Source organism: Gordonia sp. VNK1, assembly GCF_040049135.1.
Taxonomy (GTDB): domain Bacteria; phylum Actinomycetota; class Actinomycetes; order Mycobacteriales; family Mycobacteriaceae; genus Gordonia; species Gordonia oleivorans.
In genome coordinates this window covers 234306-249546 of record NZ_JBDZDJ010000007.1, presented here as the reverse complement: position 1 = coordinate 249546, position 15241 = coordinate 234306, and the positions used below count along the sequence as shown (strand labels likewise).

Sequence of the window (15241 nt, the reverse complement as noted above, 5' to 3'; positions counted from 1 at the left end):
GGCTTGTCGCGCGCTTGACGAACGCTTGGACGGCGTCGGTCGTTCAGCTCACCCGCAGGCAGTAGCCGAGCGGTTGAGGCTCGGTGAACTCCAGGGCGGTCAGACTCGCATCGCAGGTCACCGTGCCGTTGGAACGGGTGACGACCTCGACCACAGCGGTGCCGTCGGCCGTCGTCGCGCCACAATCGACGGCCTTGAAGTCGGTCAACGACCCGGCACCACCCGAGGGCACCTCATAACACTTGCCCTGCGCCATGTTGGGCGTCAGACACAGTTGCTGGTCGCCCTCCTCGAACGTCAGTCTTGATTCCTGACCCGGGCATTGCGATGTGGTCGCGGTCGTCGACGCGACGTAGAAGGCGAAGGCGTCGGTGGTGTCGCAGTCGGTCTTGGTGGCCTCTACCTTCCCGTCGGAACTGTCCGCGACGGACACGCACTCGCCGACGTTGACGTCGTCGGCCGAGTCGACGGTGTCGCTGCCGACGCTGACCGAGGCACTGCAGGCGGTGAGCAGGCCGAAGGCCAGGCAGGCGCATGCGACGCCGAGGCGCCGAGCCCACCGCGATGTGTTCTGACTCACTTGCGTTCCCATGGCGGGGAGGTTACTCCGGACAACCGACGCAATCGTCGCGATTCACCCGACCGGGGTGTGACAGCCTGAATCCATGCCCCCTTCTCCGGCCACCGTCACGCGCCTGCGCCCGTTCTCCGCCACGATCTTCGCCGAGATGTCGGCACTGGCACTGCGTCACGACGCGGTGAACCTGGGTCAGGGTTTCCCGGACACCGACGGACCCGAGGCGATGCTCGAGGCGGCCCGGGTCGCCATCTCGACCGGCCAGAACCAGTACCCGCCGGGGATCGGGGTGCCGAGCCTGCGCCACGCCGTGGCCGGCCACCAGCGCGATCATTACGGCCTCGACTACGACCCCGACACCGAGGTCCTGATCACCGTCGGCGCCACCGAGGCCATCGCGGGCGCGGTCGTCGGTCTCACCGAACCCGGCCGCGAGGTGATCATGATCGAGCCGTACTACGACTCGTATGCCGCGACCGTCGCGATGGCCGGCGGTGTGCGCCGCACCGTGCCGTTGATCCCCGACGGCGACGGGTTCCGCCTCGACCGCGACGGGCTGGCCGCCGCGTTCGGACCCGACACCGCCCTGATCCTGGTGAACTCGCCGCACAATCCCACCGGGACCGTGCTCTCCGACGGCGACCTCGCCGAGATCGCGCGCCTATGCGTCGAGCACGACGTGATCGCGGTGACCGACGAGGTGTACGAACATCTGCTGTTCGACGGACGCACCCACACGCCACTGGCCACACTGCCCGGGATGCGCGAGCGCACCCTCCGAATATCGAGTGCGGCAAAGACATTCAACTGCACCGGCTGGAAGGTCGGCTGGATCAGCGGTCCGAGCGAACTGGTCGCCGCCGCGCGTGCGGCCAAACAGTTCATGACCTACGTGGGTTCGGGACCATTCCAGCCGGCCGTCGCGGTGGCACTCGAGCAGGAGATGGCATGGGTCGCCCGCAGCGCCGCCGAACTCCAGAACAAACGGGACCTGTTGTCCCGGGCGCTCTCCGATGCCGGGTTCGGCGTGCACCGCAGCGAGGCAACCTATTTCGTGTGCGCCGATCCGCGCCCGCTCGGATACGCCGACGGCGAGGACTTCTGCCGGTCGCTGCCCGAACGGATCGGGGTGGCCGCCGTGCCGGTCAGCGTGTTCGCCGACCACAAGGACCCGTGGAATCACATGGTGCGCTTCGCCTTCGCCAAACGCGACGACGTGATCGCCGAGGCCGCCGACCGGTTACGGCGTCTCTGAACACATCTCAGACACGCACGACCATCTTGCCGATGTTCTCCCCGCGCATCATGCCGAGGAAGGCGTCGACGGCGTGGTCCACCCCGTCCACCACGGTCTCGTCGAAGACGATGTCGCCGCCCGCATACCACTGCGACATCTTCTCGTTGAACTCCGCGGCGAAGCCGAGGTAATGCCCGAGGGTGAAACCTCGCAGGGTGAGTCCGCGGGTGATGATGTTGCTCATGTTGCGGGGGCCGGGCTGCGCCTCGGTGGCGTTGTAGGCCGAGATCGCGCCGCACAGGGCCGCGCGCCCACCGTCGTTGAAGACGTCGAGCGCGGCCTCGAGGTGCTCGCCGCCCACATTGTCGAAGTACACGTCGATACCGTCGGTGGCCAGCTCCCGCAACTGCTTTCGCACCGGACCGGCCTTGTAGTCCAGCGCCGAATCGTATCCGTAGCGGGAGGTCAGCAGATCCACCTTGGCCGGCCCGCCCGCGGAACCGATCACGGCCTTCGCGCCGAGGAGTCGGGCGATCTGTCCGGCGGCGGTACCTACCGCGCCCGCGGCGCCCGAGATGAACACCACGTCACCGTCTTTCAGCTTCGCGATCTCGGCGAGCCCGACGTATGCGGTGAGTCCGGTCAACCCGAAGATGCCAAGATACGCCGAGGAGGCCACACCATCGGGCGGCTCCGGCAACCGGGTGAAAGCCGTTGCGGGGCCTTGTGCCACGTCGCGCCACCCCAGTTGGTGGCTGACCAATGTGCCGACCGGGAGGTCGTCGGCGCGCGACTGCATCACCCGGCCGACCGCACCGCCGGTCATCGTCTCCCCCAGCGCGAAGGGCGGGATGTAGCTTCGGGTGTCGATCATCCGGCCGCGCATGTACGGATCGACGCTGACGAACTCGTTGGCGACGCGCACCTCACCCGCGGCGAGGTCGTCGAGTTCGATTGTCGCCACACGGAAGTCGTCGGCGGTGGGCCAGCCGACGGGTCGCGACACGAGTTGAACCTGCGTGCTGGTGACGGTCATGAAATCCTCCTTGATTCAGCGGAAATGATGTCAGTTCACCGGTGAGAGAAGCGCGATACTCAGGGCGACCACCGCGATCAGCGGAAGCGCCGACTGGGTGATGGCTGCCCGCGCCTTGTCCGGCGAGGAGATCAGCAGCACGAGACCCGCGGCGAGCATCGATCCGGCCCCGGCGTAGATCAACGCGGCGCCGACGGCCTCGTCGACGAACCAGGTCACCGCACCGATCCCGGCGATCAACGCCAGGAAGAGGTTGTAGAAGCCCTGATTGAAGGCCATCTCGCGGGTCGCGACCGCCTCGTCGGCGGTGGTGCCGAATGTGGCGCGGGTCGACGGGTGAGTCCAGCGCCACGACTCCAGCACCCAGATGTAGACGTGCAGGGCGGCCGCCAGAGCGGCGAACACGATGGCGACGATACCCACGGCAACTCCTTTGTGAACCGAACGTTCCAGTACTATACTAGAATGATCGTTGCACAAATTGTCAACAGGGAATCGAGGAGGCCATGGGCCGCGCAGTGACCCACGATCGCGGCAGGCTTGTCAGCGACGCGCGTGACCTATTCTGGCGCAAAGGTTTCGACGCCGTATCCGTGGCCGACGTGGAGGCGGCCACCGGGGTCGGACGATCCAGCATCTACCACGCGTTCGGCAACATGCGCGGCCTGTTCGACGCCGCGGTGACCGACTATCTCGACACCATCGTGCGCCCCCGGCTGCGACCGATGACCGTCGAGAAGGTCGACGGTGACGCCGTGATCGACTACCTGCGCGGCCTGGGCGATGCGATCGCCGTCATCGACCGCGACGGCGCGGCACCGGCCGGTTGCCTCCTGCTCACCACCGCGGCCGGCAACATCGGCGGCGATGACGCCGTCGCGCAGGTCGTCGCCGCCTATCACCGGGAATTGTCGACGGCGATCGCACGTGGCGTGCAGGCTCATCTGCCCGACGCCGACGCCACCACGTGGGATCGCCTGACCCGGGTGACGGTGGCGGCGAGCATCGCCGCGCTCTCACTGGCCCGCGTCGACGCCGATGCGGCTTGCGCCACCATCGACGCGGCGATCGCGACACTGAGCGCGGCACCGACCGAGGTGCGTCGCCGATGAATCCGCGGCAGGATCAGAAGTGTTGCGCCCCACCATCGACGGAGATCGATTCGGCGGTGATGAACTTCGATTCATCGGAGGCCAGGAACGCCACCGCGTTCGAGATCTCCTCCGCCTCGGCCACGAACTGATTGACAAAGGTCATGCCCATGCCCGCCAGCCGCGGGTTGGCCGCATTGGTCTGCTCGATGCGCGCGACCATCTGACCCGAACCCATCGGGGTGGCGACCGCCCCCGGGTGCACCGTGTTGACCCGGATGTCGTGGGCGCCTTCACTCGCCAGCCGAACCGCATGCGCACGTCCCTGACCGCGCGCCACACCGGTGATGAAGGCGACCTTGCCGCTCAAACGTCCCACGATGCACATCCTTTCCCCGCGGCGTCGTCGCCACGGACCAACACTATCGGCCGCGATCGAGCGGCAGTCCTTGTTCCAGTAGATCGATGGCGTCGAGCAGGGTGCCCAGCACGTCGCCGTCGCGCGGATCGACGACGGACTCGGCGATGTGGAACATCACCCCACTGGTGGCGGCGATGAACACCCGCAGGCACGGATCGTCCACCGGCACATCCAGATACGCGGCGAAGTACTCGGCGCCCTGGGAGATCGACGCATCCGCCTCGATCCGATAAGCCGTCCGCAGCGCCGGTTCGGACCGGATGAGCTGCAACCGTTGTGGATTCGATGCCCACGGATCCTCGAGGGCGATCCGACCCTGCGTGGTGACCAGCGCACGAAGCAGATCGAAGTGCCCGAGCCCCTTCGGAATGGCCGCCGCGGCGGCGTGCCGTTCGTCGTCGAGCCCGTCGGAGATCACCACCTGCTCCTTGGAGGCGAAGTACCGGAAGAAGGTGGTGTGGGACACCTGCGCCTCGCGCGCGATCTGCTCGACGGTCGTCTGCGCGTACCCCTGCGTGGCGAACAGCCGCATGGCCGCATCCCGGATCGCCTGCCGGGTGCGCTGTTTGTTCTTCTCGCGCAGCCCGGCAGGACGAACCGTGGGCGTCACCGTATCCGGCAGGTCGGTCATGACGCCGGCGTCAGGGCCTTGTCGTCCTCGGCGGAGGGCACGCCCCGATCGCGGACGGCCCCGCCCTCGATGTCGAAGTCGAACACCAGCTTGTCCAACCACTTCGGCAGACTCCAGGCACGATCGCCGAGCATCGCGATCACCGCGGGCACCACGGTCATCCGGATGATGAAGGCGTCGAAGAACACCGCGATGGCCAGCGCGAATCCGAGCATCTTGGAGGTGGTGTCCGGGGCGAGCATGAAGGAGGCGAAGACGCTGATCATGATGATCGCGGCGGACGTCACCACGCGCGCACCGTGCCGGTAGCCGGCGATGATCGCGTCCTTGGCACTCATGCCGTGGACGTACTCCTCGCGCATCCGGGTCACCAGGAACACCTGGTAATCCATCGCGAGACCGAAGACCACGCCGATCAGGAAGATCGGCAGGAACGACAGTGTCGGGCGGGTGTCGGAGATGATCCCGAGGTAACCCTCCTGGAAGATCGCGACGGTGACACCGAAGGTCGCCAGCACCGAGAAGATGAACCCGACGGTGCCCACCAGCGGCACCCAGATCGACCGGAAGACACCGATCATGATCAGGAATGCCAGCCCCACCACCACGATGAGATACGGGATGAGCGCCTTGTCGAGCTTGGCCGAGAGGTCCGACATGATCGCGGTCTGCCCGCCGACGTGCATCTCGACGCCGGCCTTGTCGACCTGCGGCCCATAGTCACGGATCGTCTCCATCAGGTCGTGCGTCGCCTGATCCGACGGCGCACTGGTGGGCGTGACCATGATCAACGCCGTGTTGGCACCGACGTTCGGGTTGGCACCGGCGCCGTTGCCCGTCCAGGCCAGCGACGCCGCGTTGGCCACGCCGGGCAGCGTCTTGATGTGTGCGACGGCCTCGTCGGCGGCGGTGGCGACCTGCCCGTCGTCGTCGTGCAGGATCACCAGCAACGGCCCGTTGATGCCCTCGCCGAAGCCCTTCTGCAGCAACGCCGATGCGCGCGCCTCGTCGGCGTTGGACAGGTCCATGCCGAGCTCGAGCTTGCCCACCGGGATCGCCGCGAGGACCAGGACGGCGAGTCCGGCGATGATGAACGGCAGCGGCCGCTTGACCACCTGTTTGCCGAAGCGCACACCGTTGGTCTCGGCGGTCATCGATTCCTCGGCATGCTTGATCCACGGGATCTTCGGGGTGAAGGCGAACCGTCCGGTGGCTCCGAGCAGGGCCGGGATCAGGGTGAGCGCCGCGATGACCGCGATGATCACCGCGACCGCCGCACCGGCACCCATCTGGGTGATCAGGGGGATGCCGACGACGGTCAGTGCCACCACCGCGATCACCACGGTCAGACCGGCGAAGACCACCGCGGTGCCGGCCGTGCCCACCGCACGTCCGGCGGCATCGGCCGGGTCACCACCGCGGTGCCGTTCGGTCCGGTACCGCGACACGATGAACAGCGCGTAGTCGATGGAGACCGCGATACCCAGCATCGTGACGATGCCGGTGGCGGTCTGGTTGACGGTCATGAACTCCGCCGACAGCGTCACCAGCATCATCGTCAACGCGACGCCGACGATGCCGGTGACCAGTGGGATGAAGGCCGCCACCAGGGCCCCGAAGGCCACGATCATCACCACGAAGGCCACGGCGAAGCCGATGAGTTCGGCGGTGCCGCCCTGTTCCATCACCTGCATGAGCGACCCGGTGGCCTCGACCTGCAGTCCGCCGCCCCGGTTCTGTTCGAGTACGTCGATCAGCTGTTGTTTCTGGTCGACCGTCAGGTCCTGGATGTTGGTGGTCACCTGTACCGAGATGAGGCCGACGTGACCGTTGTCGCCGATCACCGACGCGGCCATCTCCGGTTTCGCCTGGGCCACCGCGAGCGGGCTGACCACGGCCTGCGGGTCGGCGATGTCGGAGAGCCCACGCAGGTCGGTGGCAAGCTTCTGCAGCTGTTCGGCATGCGCGTCGAGACCGTCGGCGGCGTACACCACGACCGTCGCCGATCCCTGCGACTGCTGCTCCATGACCTTCGGGAAGTACTCCTGCAGCTGGCTGGTCGCCGTCCCGGAGTCGGTTCCCGGCAGATCGAAATCCTGCGCGAACTTCGGCTTGAGCAGGCCGACCGACCCGATGACCACGACGAGCAGGATCAGCCAGGTGGCGATCACCCACCACTTGTGCCGGAAGGAGAACCGGCCGAGCCGGAAGAGTATGGATGCCATCAGGGAGTCCTCGAAAGACGGGCGAACGGGCGGTGTGTGCGGACGAATCTGGGCCGCCGGGGAGTTCTCCGCGGCATCCCGCCACCCACAAAAGTGTGAGTGACTAACACTTGACAATGTTTACTCCACTTTCGTCGCGACAGCCAGATCGGATCGCGATTGTGGGCGAACCCACTCACGCCGGCGTCGGCCCGCCGGCATCACACCGCGGCCTATCTAGAACATTCTTTCGATCGACGCTAGGCTGGGCGGATGACCGTCGGCATGCAGGGTTCGATCTTCGACCTCACCGAGACCACGCCGGAGATCGGGGCCGTGGCCACCGGAGTGACCCGCCGCGAACTCACCGACGGCGCGTGGGTGGACGTGCGCCCCGGCTGGATCACCGGTTCGGAACTCCTGTTCGACGCACTGCGGGAGAAGGCCGCCTGGCGCGCCGAGCGACGTCGGATGTATGACCGGGTGGTCGACGTCCCACGCCTGCTGGCCACCTACCAGGCCGACGAACCGCTCCCCGATCCTCTTCTCGCCCAATGTCGTTCGATGTTGACCGGCCACTACCGCGACGAACTCCCGGAGGGCTTCGCCACCGCCGGACTGTGCCTGTACCGCGACGGTTCGGATTCGGTTGCCTGGCACGGTGATCGGATCGGACGCGGCGCCACCCACGACACGATGGTGGCGATCCTCTCGCTGGGCTCACCGCGCGCACTGACCCTGCGTCCGCGCGGCGGCGGCGCATCGTTGCGTTTCGTGATGGGTTCCGGTGACCTGCTCGTCATGGGCGGCAGTTGCCAACGGACGTGGGAACACGCGGTCCCCAAGAGCCCGGGCGCCGGAGCACGCATCAGTGTGCAGTTCCGGCCGCCCGGGGTCTGGTGACGGCGTGGTCACGTTCTTCGGCGCGGCGCCCTCAGATCCCGAAGGTGACCCCGGTGAGCTTCTCCGACGCGGCCCAGAGCCCGTCCCGGATGGCCCGATCGTTCGCGCGCCCGGAGTATGACGACACCCCCGGCGCCCCACGCATCCCGAAGAGCGCCGTCGGACCGTAGAAGGTGCCGTTCACCACGTCGGGCGAGGTGGCGGCGTACAGGGTCGGCAGGGCTCCCGACGCCGCCGACTGCGCGAACAGATTGCCCACCTTCATCACCTGATCCATCAGCGATTCGGTGTGCCCCTGCAGTTCGGTCGCGGCGTATCCGGGGTGGGCGATCAGCGACAGTCGGCCGTCGTCGGCGGCGTCGAAACGGTCGGCGAGGTCCATCCCGAACATCAGATTGGCCATCTTCGAATCGCCGTACGCCTGCCACCGCTTGTACCGGCGCGACCGCCAGTCCAGATCGCCGAGGTCGATGCGCCCGAGTTGATGCAGGCCCGACGACAACGTCACCACCCGCTCGGAGATCTTCGGCAACAGCAGCCCGGTCAGCGCGAAGTGCCCGAGATGGTTGGTGCCCATCTGCATCTCGAAACCGTCGGCGGTGCGCCGTAACGGCAGCGCCATCACACCGGCGTTGTTGATCAGCACGTCGGCGGCGGGCGCCGAGTCGGCGAAGGCCCGCACCGACGCGAGGTCGGCGAGGTCCAGGGACGCGACGCGCACGCGGTCCCCGAGTCCGGCGGCGATCGCATCGGCCTTGTCGGTGTTGCGGCACGCCATGACGACGCTCGCGCCGGCGGCCACGAGGGCCTTGGTGGTCTCGGCGCCGAGTCCACTGTTGGCGCCGGTGACGATGTAGGTCTTGCCGGACTGATCCGGGATGTCTGCGGTTGACCATCCGCTCATGTGCGAGTCCCTTCGTGGACGAACGTGACGTTCGTCGCCCAGCGTAGGCGTCGGACGGGCCGGGGCGGGTCAGCGCAGGCGCAATAGTCCGGCCGATCCCAGCCATTTGGTCGGACGCAAGAAACCCGACAGCATCTCACCCATCGACGGCGCGTTCCGGGCGACCAGGTCGGCGGGCGCGAAGATCTCGGTGGGTTCGTTGCGGCCGCGCATCACGCGCCGGTCCAGCAGCGTCCACTTCTGCGTTTCGTCGCCCGCGGCGGTGACCGCGGGCCCGCTGGCCAGCACCGGTACCCGACTGGTCTTGGCCATCTCGGACAGTCGGGCGCATTCGTTGACCGGGTCGCCGATGACGGTGTACTCGTAACGGCGTTCGGCGCCGATGTTGCCGGCGAACACCATCCCGAACGACACCCCGATCCCCCACCGAACATCGAGTGCTTCGGTCAGCCCCGCTGCGAGGTCGCAGGCGGCGGCCAGCGCCGCGCCCGCCGGATTGTCGATGGCGACGGGAGCGCCGAACACGGCCAGGGCCGCGTCACCCTCGAACTTGTTGACGAAGCCGGCGTGATGGTCGACGACCTGCGCGACGATCTCGAAGAACTCGTTGAGCAGCGCCGCGGTGTCCTGCGGACAGCGTTCCTGGGCGATCGTGGTGGAGCCGATGATGTCGACGAGCAGCACCCCGACCTCGGTGTTGGTGCCGTGCAGACCCATCCCGTTCTCGATGGCCAGTTCGGCCACCGTGTCACCCACGTGCCGGGCGAACAGCTCCCGCATGCGCTCACGTTCATCGAGCCCGGCCACCATCTCGTTGAATCCGTGCTGCAGCACCCCGAGCTCCGAGGAGTCGTAGACGTCGACGTGGACATCGAAATCGCCCTGATCGACCTTCTCGACCGCGTCGCGCAACTCGGTGAGCGGATCGATCAACGACTGCCCGACGAGCGCGATGATCCGGGCTCCGGCGGCCAGGCCCACGATCGCCAGCACCACCGACGCCCAGTCGACATCCCCGACCACGGCGGGCAGCAGATGTATCCGCCGGCCGATGTTGAGAATGATCAGGCCGATCATCGGGACCGCCGAGCTGATCGCCCACACCGCGAACATCCGCTCCCGGACACCGTGCACCACACGCGAGGTGGGGTCAGAGGCCAGCGCGACCATCATCAGCGGGCGGGCCGCCCGTTCGGCGAACAGGTACGTCAGACATGCACTCGACATGCCGGCGAGGAAGAAGGCGACGGTGACCCCGACGAGCGTCGACACGGTGAGCGTACGCGCCGCCAGGAGCACGTAACACAGCAGCGAGGCTGCCCACGCGACGCTCGTCCCGATCACCTGCATCATCGGGATACGTTGCACGGCAAGGCGTCTGGCGTGGTCGGCGACCTCTCCGCCGACAAACCAGACGATCTGCGGGCGGAGCAGTACGACACCCAGAACCACATTCACCACGATCGACACCGCGATCGCGGCCACGATCGCCGGGAAGTTGGGCGCACCGATCGTGGCGTCCACGGTCAGCAGTCCACCGTTGTAGGCGAGTTGGACGAGAAGGAAGGTCTCCAGACCGATCAGTGCGTTGCTGCCGACGATCGCGGCCACCGAGACGGCCACCGCCCGGCGGGCCAGGCGCCGGCGTCCGTCGATCCCCAATTGCTCCCACTCGGCCGCGGTCGGCTCGCCGGCCACACCCCAGACCCGGGCGGCGTATCGGCGTCGCGCATTCGACCACCGCAAGCCGTCGAGAGGGGGCCGCATATGCGGTTGCCCGTCGGCGGAACTCGGTGATGGGGTCATGCGCCTTCCCTGCCGATCGATGTCACACGTGAGATTACCGAATGACACCGCTCACAAAAGGGCCCGATGGTCCCGCGGGGGCCGGGATCGCCGTCATTCGGTGGGCGTCGTGCGGCCCGGCCCACCGCGCCGGGCGCGTTATCGTCGCACCGTCACTCACCCCGACACGCCGACACCCGCGGAGGTTTCATGAGCCAGAGCACCCCGCCGAGCAGACGAGAGGCGGTATTCGAACGGTGGCTCGGCCAATTGGATCGCTACCCCGTCACCGACCGCGTCGTGACGATGAGCGAGGTCCATCTGCAGCGGTTCGACGGCGTCGTTCCGGAGTTCCTCATCAGGATCTGGCGTCGCTTCGGGTTCGCCGGGCTCTTCGACGGGGCGATCTGGTTCACCGACCCCCTCGAGTGGGCCGACGTCGCCGCCGAGATGTTGCGCGGTGTGACCGTGCCGGGTTGGCCCGCCGGTTCGCTGGTACTCCCGTTGGCGCGCAGCGCATTCGGAGAGTTCTGGTTCTACAGTCCGGGGAACTCGGGCTGGCTGGGTGTGCATCCGGGCACCGGCCACATGAACGCGGACGGCACCGCGAAGTACGACGGTGAACCCGACGCGGACATCATGTCGTGGTTCAACCGGATCAACGACTACCCCAGCCTGATCGAACCGGAGTTCACGCTGCTCGACGAGGTGTGCGGGACCCTCGCCTACGACGAGTGCTACGCCTACACGCCGGCGCTCACCGCGGGCGGAAAGGCCCGCGACACCCATGCCTCGCTGGTCTTGATGCGCGACCACCTGCACCTGCTGGACAACCTTCGACGGCGGCCGAGCGCGACACTGAGTGCCGACTACGGGATGTTTGACCCCGACGGTGAGCTGATCTACCGACTCGAGTCGTACGGACCAAACGAGCGACCCGCCAATCCCTACGCGTCGGGCCGCCCCGATGAGGAGATCATTGCCGATATCGTGACCGCTCTGCGCGTCGTCGCCGACGAGACACTGCCCGACTGGCGATGCGTCGTGCTGGGGCTGGCACGGGTCGGCCGAAAGTCATATCAGTCCGCGGTGATCGCCTACAGCGCCGACGAGGGCAGGCTGTCGCGGTCCGGTCATTGGTCACGTGAGATGCGGCGCAATGTCACCGCACTGCTGACTCCCATGCCCTGGGAGCAGAAGGGACTGAAGCTGATCGTGTATCGGGCCGGCCGGACCCGGATCGAACGGACCGAGGACGCCGCACAGGCCGTATCGTGGACAGCCCGCGGACTCGGATCTCCGCCCGTCGACGTCCTCGTCGAGGCGATGCGACCCAGGATGCTGTGACTCTCGTCGGCACCTGCGGTGCCCCCAGTAGGGCTCGAACCTACGACCTGCGGATTAAAAGTCCGTAGCTCTACCAACTGAGCTATAGGGGCAGTCCTTCGTCGAACGAAGGCGGATGCGAGTTTACCCGGTCGCATCCGACGCCGGTGCGGACGGTGTGCGCTGTGCGTGTCATCGTTGAGAAACCCGTCCTGACATGGCGATTTGTGTTTTCTCCGCGCGGTGTCCTAATCTAAGTCGGCTCCCAACGGAGCGCCTCCGAACGGAGAACCGGCCCCCTTCGTCTAGCGGCCTAGGACGCCGCCCTTTCAAGGCGGTAGCGCGGGTTCGAATCCCGTAGGGGGTACGCTGCGGGTTTCGACCGGCAGATAACTGAACATGGCCCTGTGGCGCAGTTGGTTAGCGCGCCGCCCTGTCACGGCGGAGGTCGCGGGTTCGAGTCCCGTCAGGGTCGCCAAAGGTTTCGGTATGTACCGGACCTTCCGGCCAGGTAGCTCAGTTGGTACGAGCGTCCGCCTGAAAAGCGGAAGGTCGCCGGTTCGATCCCGGCCCTGGCCACAGACATTGCCCCGACTTCGGTCGGGGCTTTTTCTGTTGGTGCTTCTTCCGCAACAAGTCAGTTGATGTGGCGTTTTCTTGACATCTGACATATACGAATCCGATGTGACGTTTTCTTGACATCAGCATCCATGGCCCATAATGTGGCGATATGTCAACATCCGAGGGTATCGACGATGTGCGGGTCCGATCCGCTTCCGCACTGGGCCGAGTCCTCCGGGCCGCACGTCAGTCACGCGGCATGACCCAATCCGATCTCGCCGAGATCTCGCGCACCAACCGTTACACCTTGGCCCAGATGGAGGACGGCGACGCCACCAAGGCCGTCGACCGGCTCTTCGATGTGCTCGCCGCACTGGAACTCGAACTCGCGGTCCGTCCTCGCCGACGACGCCCGGCCGGCGAATGACCGAGCTGGACATCTGGCTCGACGGCGCGATCGTTGCGACGGCCGCGATGACATCTCGAGGCCGCAAGGTCGCGGTGACCTACACGGATGCCGCGACCGAAGCCAACGAGCAAGGCGACCCGATCCTGTCGTGCTCGCTGCCCGCGCTACCGGGAGCAAACCCGCCCGCCGCCTCACGCGCCTTTCTCGAGGGCCTGCTGCCAGAAGGACGGGCGTTGCAGATCGCGGCCGCACATCTGCACGGCGTGGGCCTGGATTCGTCGGGCGCACCCGAAACCGCCGCCGACTCGATCCGACTGTTGGCAGAGTACGGAAGGGACTGCGCGGGAGCCGTGTCCGTCCTCCCGGCCGGCGAGCCGCCTTCGGCGAATGCCCGACCATCCGCACCGTTGACCGACGAAGAACTCGGTTCGCTCATCGTCGATCTTCCGGTCCGGCCCCTGGGCGCGGACCCGGGCAAGGGGATTCGCATGTCCCTCGGCGGAGCGCAAGACAAGCTACTGCTCACCCGGGTGGGCGACGACTGGTGCACACCACTGGACGGCTATCCGTCCACCCACATCCTCAAACCCGCGACCGTCTGGAGTCACAGCGCCGAGAACGAGGCGTTGGTGATGACACTTGCGAGGACATGCACATTGTCCGACACCGACGTCTGGGTCGAATCAATCGGCGGCAGAAGCACATTCGTGACCACACGATACGACCGGATGGTCGGCGAGGACGGGACGATCACCCGCATCCACCAGGAGGACATGTGCCAGGCACTCGGGATACGACCGAAGGACAAGTACCACGTGGGTCGCCCCGCGGAGCGCATGGCGCGGATCCTGCGTGAGTTCGCCGATTCACCAGGGCACGAGGTGCTCAGACTCTTTCGCCAAGTGGCATTCCGGGCCTTGGTGGGCGATGAGGATGGCCACGGAAAGAACTACTCCCTGCTGCTGCGCGGCGGCTCCGCCACCGTCGCCCCCATCTATGACTCGCTGTGCACCCTCTACTACCCCGAACTGTCCGCACGGATGGCACTGCCCATCGGCACCCAGACTTCGTTGGCAAAGGTCGACCGCGCCGCACTGATCGCCGAGGCGAGGGCAATGCTCTTGCGGGAGGCCGATGCTCAAGCGGCCATCGATGACCTGATCGCCGGAGTCCGCGCTGGGCTGGAATCGCTGCCCGACGAGGTGACCTCCGGTTGGCCGTCGCATCGTCTGATCACCACCATCACCGACCGGGCCCGACGCCTGGAATCGGGTCAACCTCTGGGCGGCAACGGTTCCCGTTCACGGAGGCCCACTCTCGACGAGGCCACTGCGCGTCGGCACACACCGTGACCGACCGGCGACCGCAGGCCCGTGACCGGCCCAGGTCACCGATCGGGCGACGCGGCGCCGAACGCCGAGATACCCTCGCGGGCAGCATCACCGGCAATCACCCGGAGCTGATTGTCGGTCTCGGCGCGCAGCGCGCCGGCCAGATCGTGCTCCCAGGTCTGGTTGAGCAACGCCTTGGTGCCGGCGAGGGCCTGACCCGAATACCCGGCCAGGCGACCGGCGATCCCGGACCCCACGGTGATCAGATCGCCGGCAGCGACCACCCGGTTGATCATTCCCATCGCCAATGCCTCCGCCGCCGGGATCTTCTCGCCGAGCAGGCACAGTTCCCGCGTCCGTCGCTCCCCCACCAGTCTCGGCAGTAGCCAACTCGCACCGCTGTCCAGCGACAGGCCACGATGGATGAACAGTTGCGCGAACTGCGCGCGATCGGAGGCGTAGACGAGGTCGCAGGCGAGCGCGAGGTTCACTCCCGAGCCGGCGGCGATGCCGTCGACGAGCGCGATGGTGGGCATCGCCAACTGCCGCATCGCCAGTACACACCGATTGGACACGTCGATCCGGTCCGGCAGGGACTCCGGATCATCGAGCAGCCCAGCGACATCCGATCCGCCACAGAAGGCGCCACCGGCGCCGGTGATCACCAGCACCCTGTCCGTGCCGCCGACGTCGAGGGAACCGATGTGCGCGGCGAACATCGCCCACATCTCGTCGGTCATCGCGTTGCGTTTCTGCGGTCGATCGAGCGTGATGGTCACAACTCCGTCAACCCGTTCCAGCCGTACGGTCATCGTGGAATCACCG

At 66.9% G+C, this 15241-nt stretch carries 14 protein-coding genes, 4 tRNA genes and 1 pseudogene; 9 read left to right on the top strand and 10 right to left on the bottom strand.

The genetic code is table 11. The features are described from left to right. Window positions 1-43: 43 nt before the first annotated feature. Window positions 44-592 carry an LppU/SCO3897 family protein gene (locus tag ABLE94_RS11620; RefSeq protein WP_348804834.1) on the bottom strand — a complete coding sequence of 183 codons (549 nt, stop codon included), beginning with the start codon at window positions 590-592 and terminating at the stop codon, window positions 44-46. A 73-nt stretch (window positions 593-665) separates the two neighbouring features. Between ABLE94_RS11620 and ABLE94_RS11615 the strand changes: the two genes are divergently transcribed. Next, complete coding sequence (locus ABLE94_RS11615; RefSeq protein ID WP_348804833.1) at window positions 666-1832, top strand: pyridoxal phosphate-dependent aminotransferase; 1167 nt, start codon at window positions 666-668, stop codon at window positions 1830-1832. 7 nt (window positions 1833-1839) lie between these two features. Here ABLE94_RS11615 and ABLE94_RS11610 read toward each other — a convergent pair whose 3' ends face one another. Both ABLE94_RS11610 and ABLE94_RS11605 read right to left on the bottom strand, forming a co-directional pair. Then, entirely contained in the window at window positions 1840-2850 is a 1011-nt protein-coding gene (locus ABLE94_RS11610) for an NADP-dependent oxidoreductase (protein WP_348804832.1), read from the bottom strand. Between the two features lie 30 nt (window positions 2851-2880). Continuing rightward, window positions 2881-3273 (bottom strand): DUF1304 domain-containing protein, encoded by a 393-nt coding sequence (locus ABLE94_RS11605; RefSeq protein WP_348804831.1) that lies wholly within the window; start codon window positions 3271-3273, stop codon window positions 2881-2883. Between the two features lie 83 nt (window positions 3274-3356). On the opposite strand from ABLE94_RS11605, the gene ABLE94_RS11600 reads away from it, so the two are divergent. Continuing rightward, window positions 3357-3962 carry a TetR/AcrR family transcriptional regulator gene (locus ABLE94_RS11600; RefSeq protein WP_348808790.1) on the top strand — a complete coding sequence of 202 codons (606 nt, stop codon included), beginning with the start codon at window positions 3357-3359 and terminating at the stop codon, window positions 3960-3962. A 13-nt stretch (window positions 3963-3975) separates the two neighbouring features. On the opposite strand, the pseudogene ABLE94_RS11595 reads toward ABLE94_RS11600, so the two are convergent. The 3 genes and pseudogenes from ABLE94_RS11595 to ABLE94_RS11585 form a co-directional block, all read right to left on the bottom strand. After that, window positions 3976-4272, bottom strand: a pseudogene (locus tag ABLE94_RS11595) (SDR family oxidoreductase); the annotation flags it as partial. Between the two features lie 91 nt (window positions 4273-4363). Further along, the gene (locus tag ABLE94_RS11590) at window positions 4364-4993 is read right to left on the bottom strand and encodes a TetR/AcrR family transcriptional regulator (protein WP_348804828.1); all 630 of its coding nucleotides are present in this window, start codon (window positions 4991-4993) and stop codon (window positions 4364-4366) included. After that, on the bottom strand, window positions 4990-7218 hold the full coding sequence (locus ABLE94_RS11585; protein ID WP_348804827.1) for an MMPL family transporter: 2229 nt from the start codon (window positions 7216-7218) through the stop codon (window positions 4990-4992). Before ABLE94_RS11585 ends, ABLE94_RS11590 begins: the two co-directional genes overlap by 4 nt. Before the next feature lie 252 nt (window positions 7219-7470). Between ABLE94_RS11585 and ABLE94_RS11580 the strand changes: the two genes are divergently transcribed. After that, a complete protein-coding gene (locus ABLE94_RS11580; protein WP_348804826.1) occupies window positions 7471-8100 on the top strand; it encodes an alpha-ketoglutarate-dependent dioxygenase AlkB in 630 nt (209 codons plus the stop codon). Window positions 8101-8131: 31 nt separating this feature from the next. Here the strand turns inward: ABLE94_RS11580 and ABLE94_RS11575 are convergent, their stop codons facing one another. Continuing rightward, on the bottom strand, window positions 8132-9004 hold the full coding sequence (locus tag ABLE94_RS11575) for an oxidoreductase (RefSeq protein WP_348804825.1): 873 nt from the start codon (window positions 9002-9004) through the stop codon (window positions 8132-8134). Window positions 9005-9073: 69 nt separating this feature from the next. After that, window positions 9074-10771 (bottom strand): adenylate/guanylate cyclase domain-containing protein, encoded by a 1698-nt coding sequence (locus ABLE94_RS11570; RefSeq protein ID WP_348804888.1) that lies wholly within the window; start codon window positions 10769-10771, stop codon window positions 9074-9076. A 228-nt stretch (window positions 10772-10999) separates the two neighbouring features. On the opposite strand from ABLE94_RS11570, the gene ABLE94_RS11565 reads away from it, so the two are divergent. Next, window positions 11000-12136 carry a GAD-like domain-containing protein gene (locus tag ABLE94_RS11565; protein ID WP_348804824.1) on the top strand — a complete coding sequence of 379 codons (1137 nt, stop codon included), beginning with the start codon at window positions 11000-11002 and terminating at the stop codon, window positions 12134-12136. 19 nt (window positions 12137-12155) lie between these two features. On the opposite strand, the gene ABLE94_RS11560 is transcribed toward ABLE94_RS11565, so the two are convergent. Beyond that, window positions 12156-12228: transfer RNA gene (locus tag ABLE94_RS11560), tRNA-Lys, on the bottom strand. Between the two features lie 181 nt (window positions 12229-12409). On the opposite strand from ABLE94_RS11560, the gene ABLE94_RS11555 reads away from it, so the two are divergent. The 5 genes from ABLE94_RS11555 (at window position 12410) to ABLE94_RS11535 (ending at window position 14437) form a co-directional block, all read left to right on the top strand. Continuing rightward, window positions 12410-12482 (top strand) — tRNA-Glu (locus ABLE94_RS11555). A 34-nt stretch (window positions 12483-12516) separates the two neighbouring features. Further along, a tRNA-Asp gene (locus ABLE94_RS11550) sits at window positions 12517-12593 on the top strand. A gap of 27 nt (window positions 12594-12620) precedes the next feature. Then, window positions 12621-12694: transfer RNA gene (locus ABLE94_RS11545), tRNA-Phe, on the top strand. Between the two features lie 151 nt (window positions 12695-12845). Then, window positions 12846-13103 (top strand): helix-turn-helix domain-containing protein, encoded by a 258-nt coding sequence (locus tag ABLE94_RS11540; RefSeq protein WP_348804823.1) that lies wholly within the window; start codon window positions 12846-12848, stop codon window positions 13101-13103. After that, on the top strand, window positions 13100-14437 hold the full coding sequence (locus ABLE94_RS11535) for a HipA domain-containing protein (protein ID WP_348804822.1): 1338 nt from the start codon (window positions 13100-13102) through the stop codon (window positions 14435-14437). Before ABLE94_RS11540 ends, ABLE94_RS11535 begins: the two co-directional genes overlap by 4 nt. 35 nt (window positions 14438-14472) lie before the next feature. On the opposite strand, the gene ABLE94_RS11530 is transcribed toward ABLE94_RS11535, so the two are convergent. Next, window positions 14473-15228, bottom strand: a complete 756-nt coding sequence (locus tag ABLE94_RS11530) for an enoyl-CoA hydratase/isomerase family protein (RefSeq protein WP_348808789.1) — start codon at window positions 15226-15228, stop codon at window positions 14473-14475. Window positions 15229-15241 lie beyond the last annotated feature (13 nt).

Bases quoted from the DNA above. Each gene is read 5' to 3' on its own strand.
- ABLE94_RS11570 (WP_348804888.1), bottom strand. From the start codon at position 10,771: ATGCGGCCCCCTCTCGACGGCTTGCGGTGGTCGAATGCGCGACGCCGA.
- ABLE94_RS11585 (WP_348804827.1), bottom strand. From the start codon at position 7,218: ATGGCATCCATACTCTTCCGGCTCGGCCGGTTCTCCTTCCGGCACAAG.
- ABLE94_RS11580 (WP_348804826.1), top strand. From the start codon at position 7,471: ATGACCGTCGGCATGCAGGGTTCGATCTTCGACCTCACCGAGACCACG.
- ABLE94_RS11565 (WP_348804824.1), top strand. From the start codon at position 11,000: ATGAGCCAGAGCACCCCGCCGAGCAGACGAGAGGCGGTATTCGAACGG.
- ABLE94_RS11540 (WP_348804823.1), top strand. From the start codon at position 12,846: ATGTCAACATCCGAGGGTATCGACGATGTGCGGGTCCGATCCGCTTCC.
- ABLE94_RS11615 (WP_348804833.1), top strand. From the start codon at position 666: ATGCCCCCTTCTCCGGCCACCGTCACGCGCCTGCGCCCGTTCTCCGCC.
- ABLE94_RS11610 (WP_348804832.1), bottom strand. From the start codon at position 2,850: ATGACCGTCACCAGCACGCAGGTTCAACTCGTGTCGCGACCCGTCGGC.
- ABLE94_RS11590 (WP_348804828.1), bottom strand. From the start codon at position 4,993: ATGACCGACCTGCCGGATACGGTGACGCCCACGGTTCGTCCTGCCGGG.
- ABLE94_RS11575 (WP_348804825.1), bottom strand. From the start codon at position 9,004: ATGAGCGGATGGTCAACCGCAGACATCCCGGATCAGTCCGGCAAGACC.
- ABLE94_RS11600 (WP_348808790.1), top strand. From the start codon at position 3,357: ATGGGCCGCGCAGTGACCCACGATCGCGGCAGGCTTGTCAGCGACGCG.
- ABLE94_RS11535 (WP_348804822.1), top strand. From the start codon at position 13,100: ATGACCGAGCTGGACATCTGGCTCGACGGCGCGATCGTTGCGACGGCC.
- ABLE94_RS11620 (WP_348804834.1), bottom strand. From the start codon at position 592: ATGGGAACGCAAGTGAGTCAGAACACATCGCGGTGGGCTCGGCGCCTC.
- ABLE94_RS11530 (WP_348808789.1), bottom strand. From the start codon at position 15,228: ATGACCGTACGGCTGGAACGGGTTGACGGAGTTGTGACCATCACGCTC.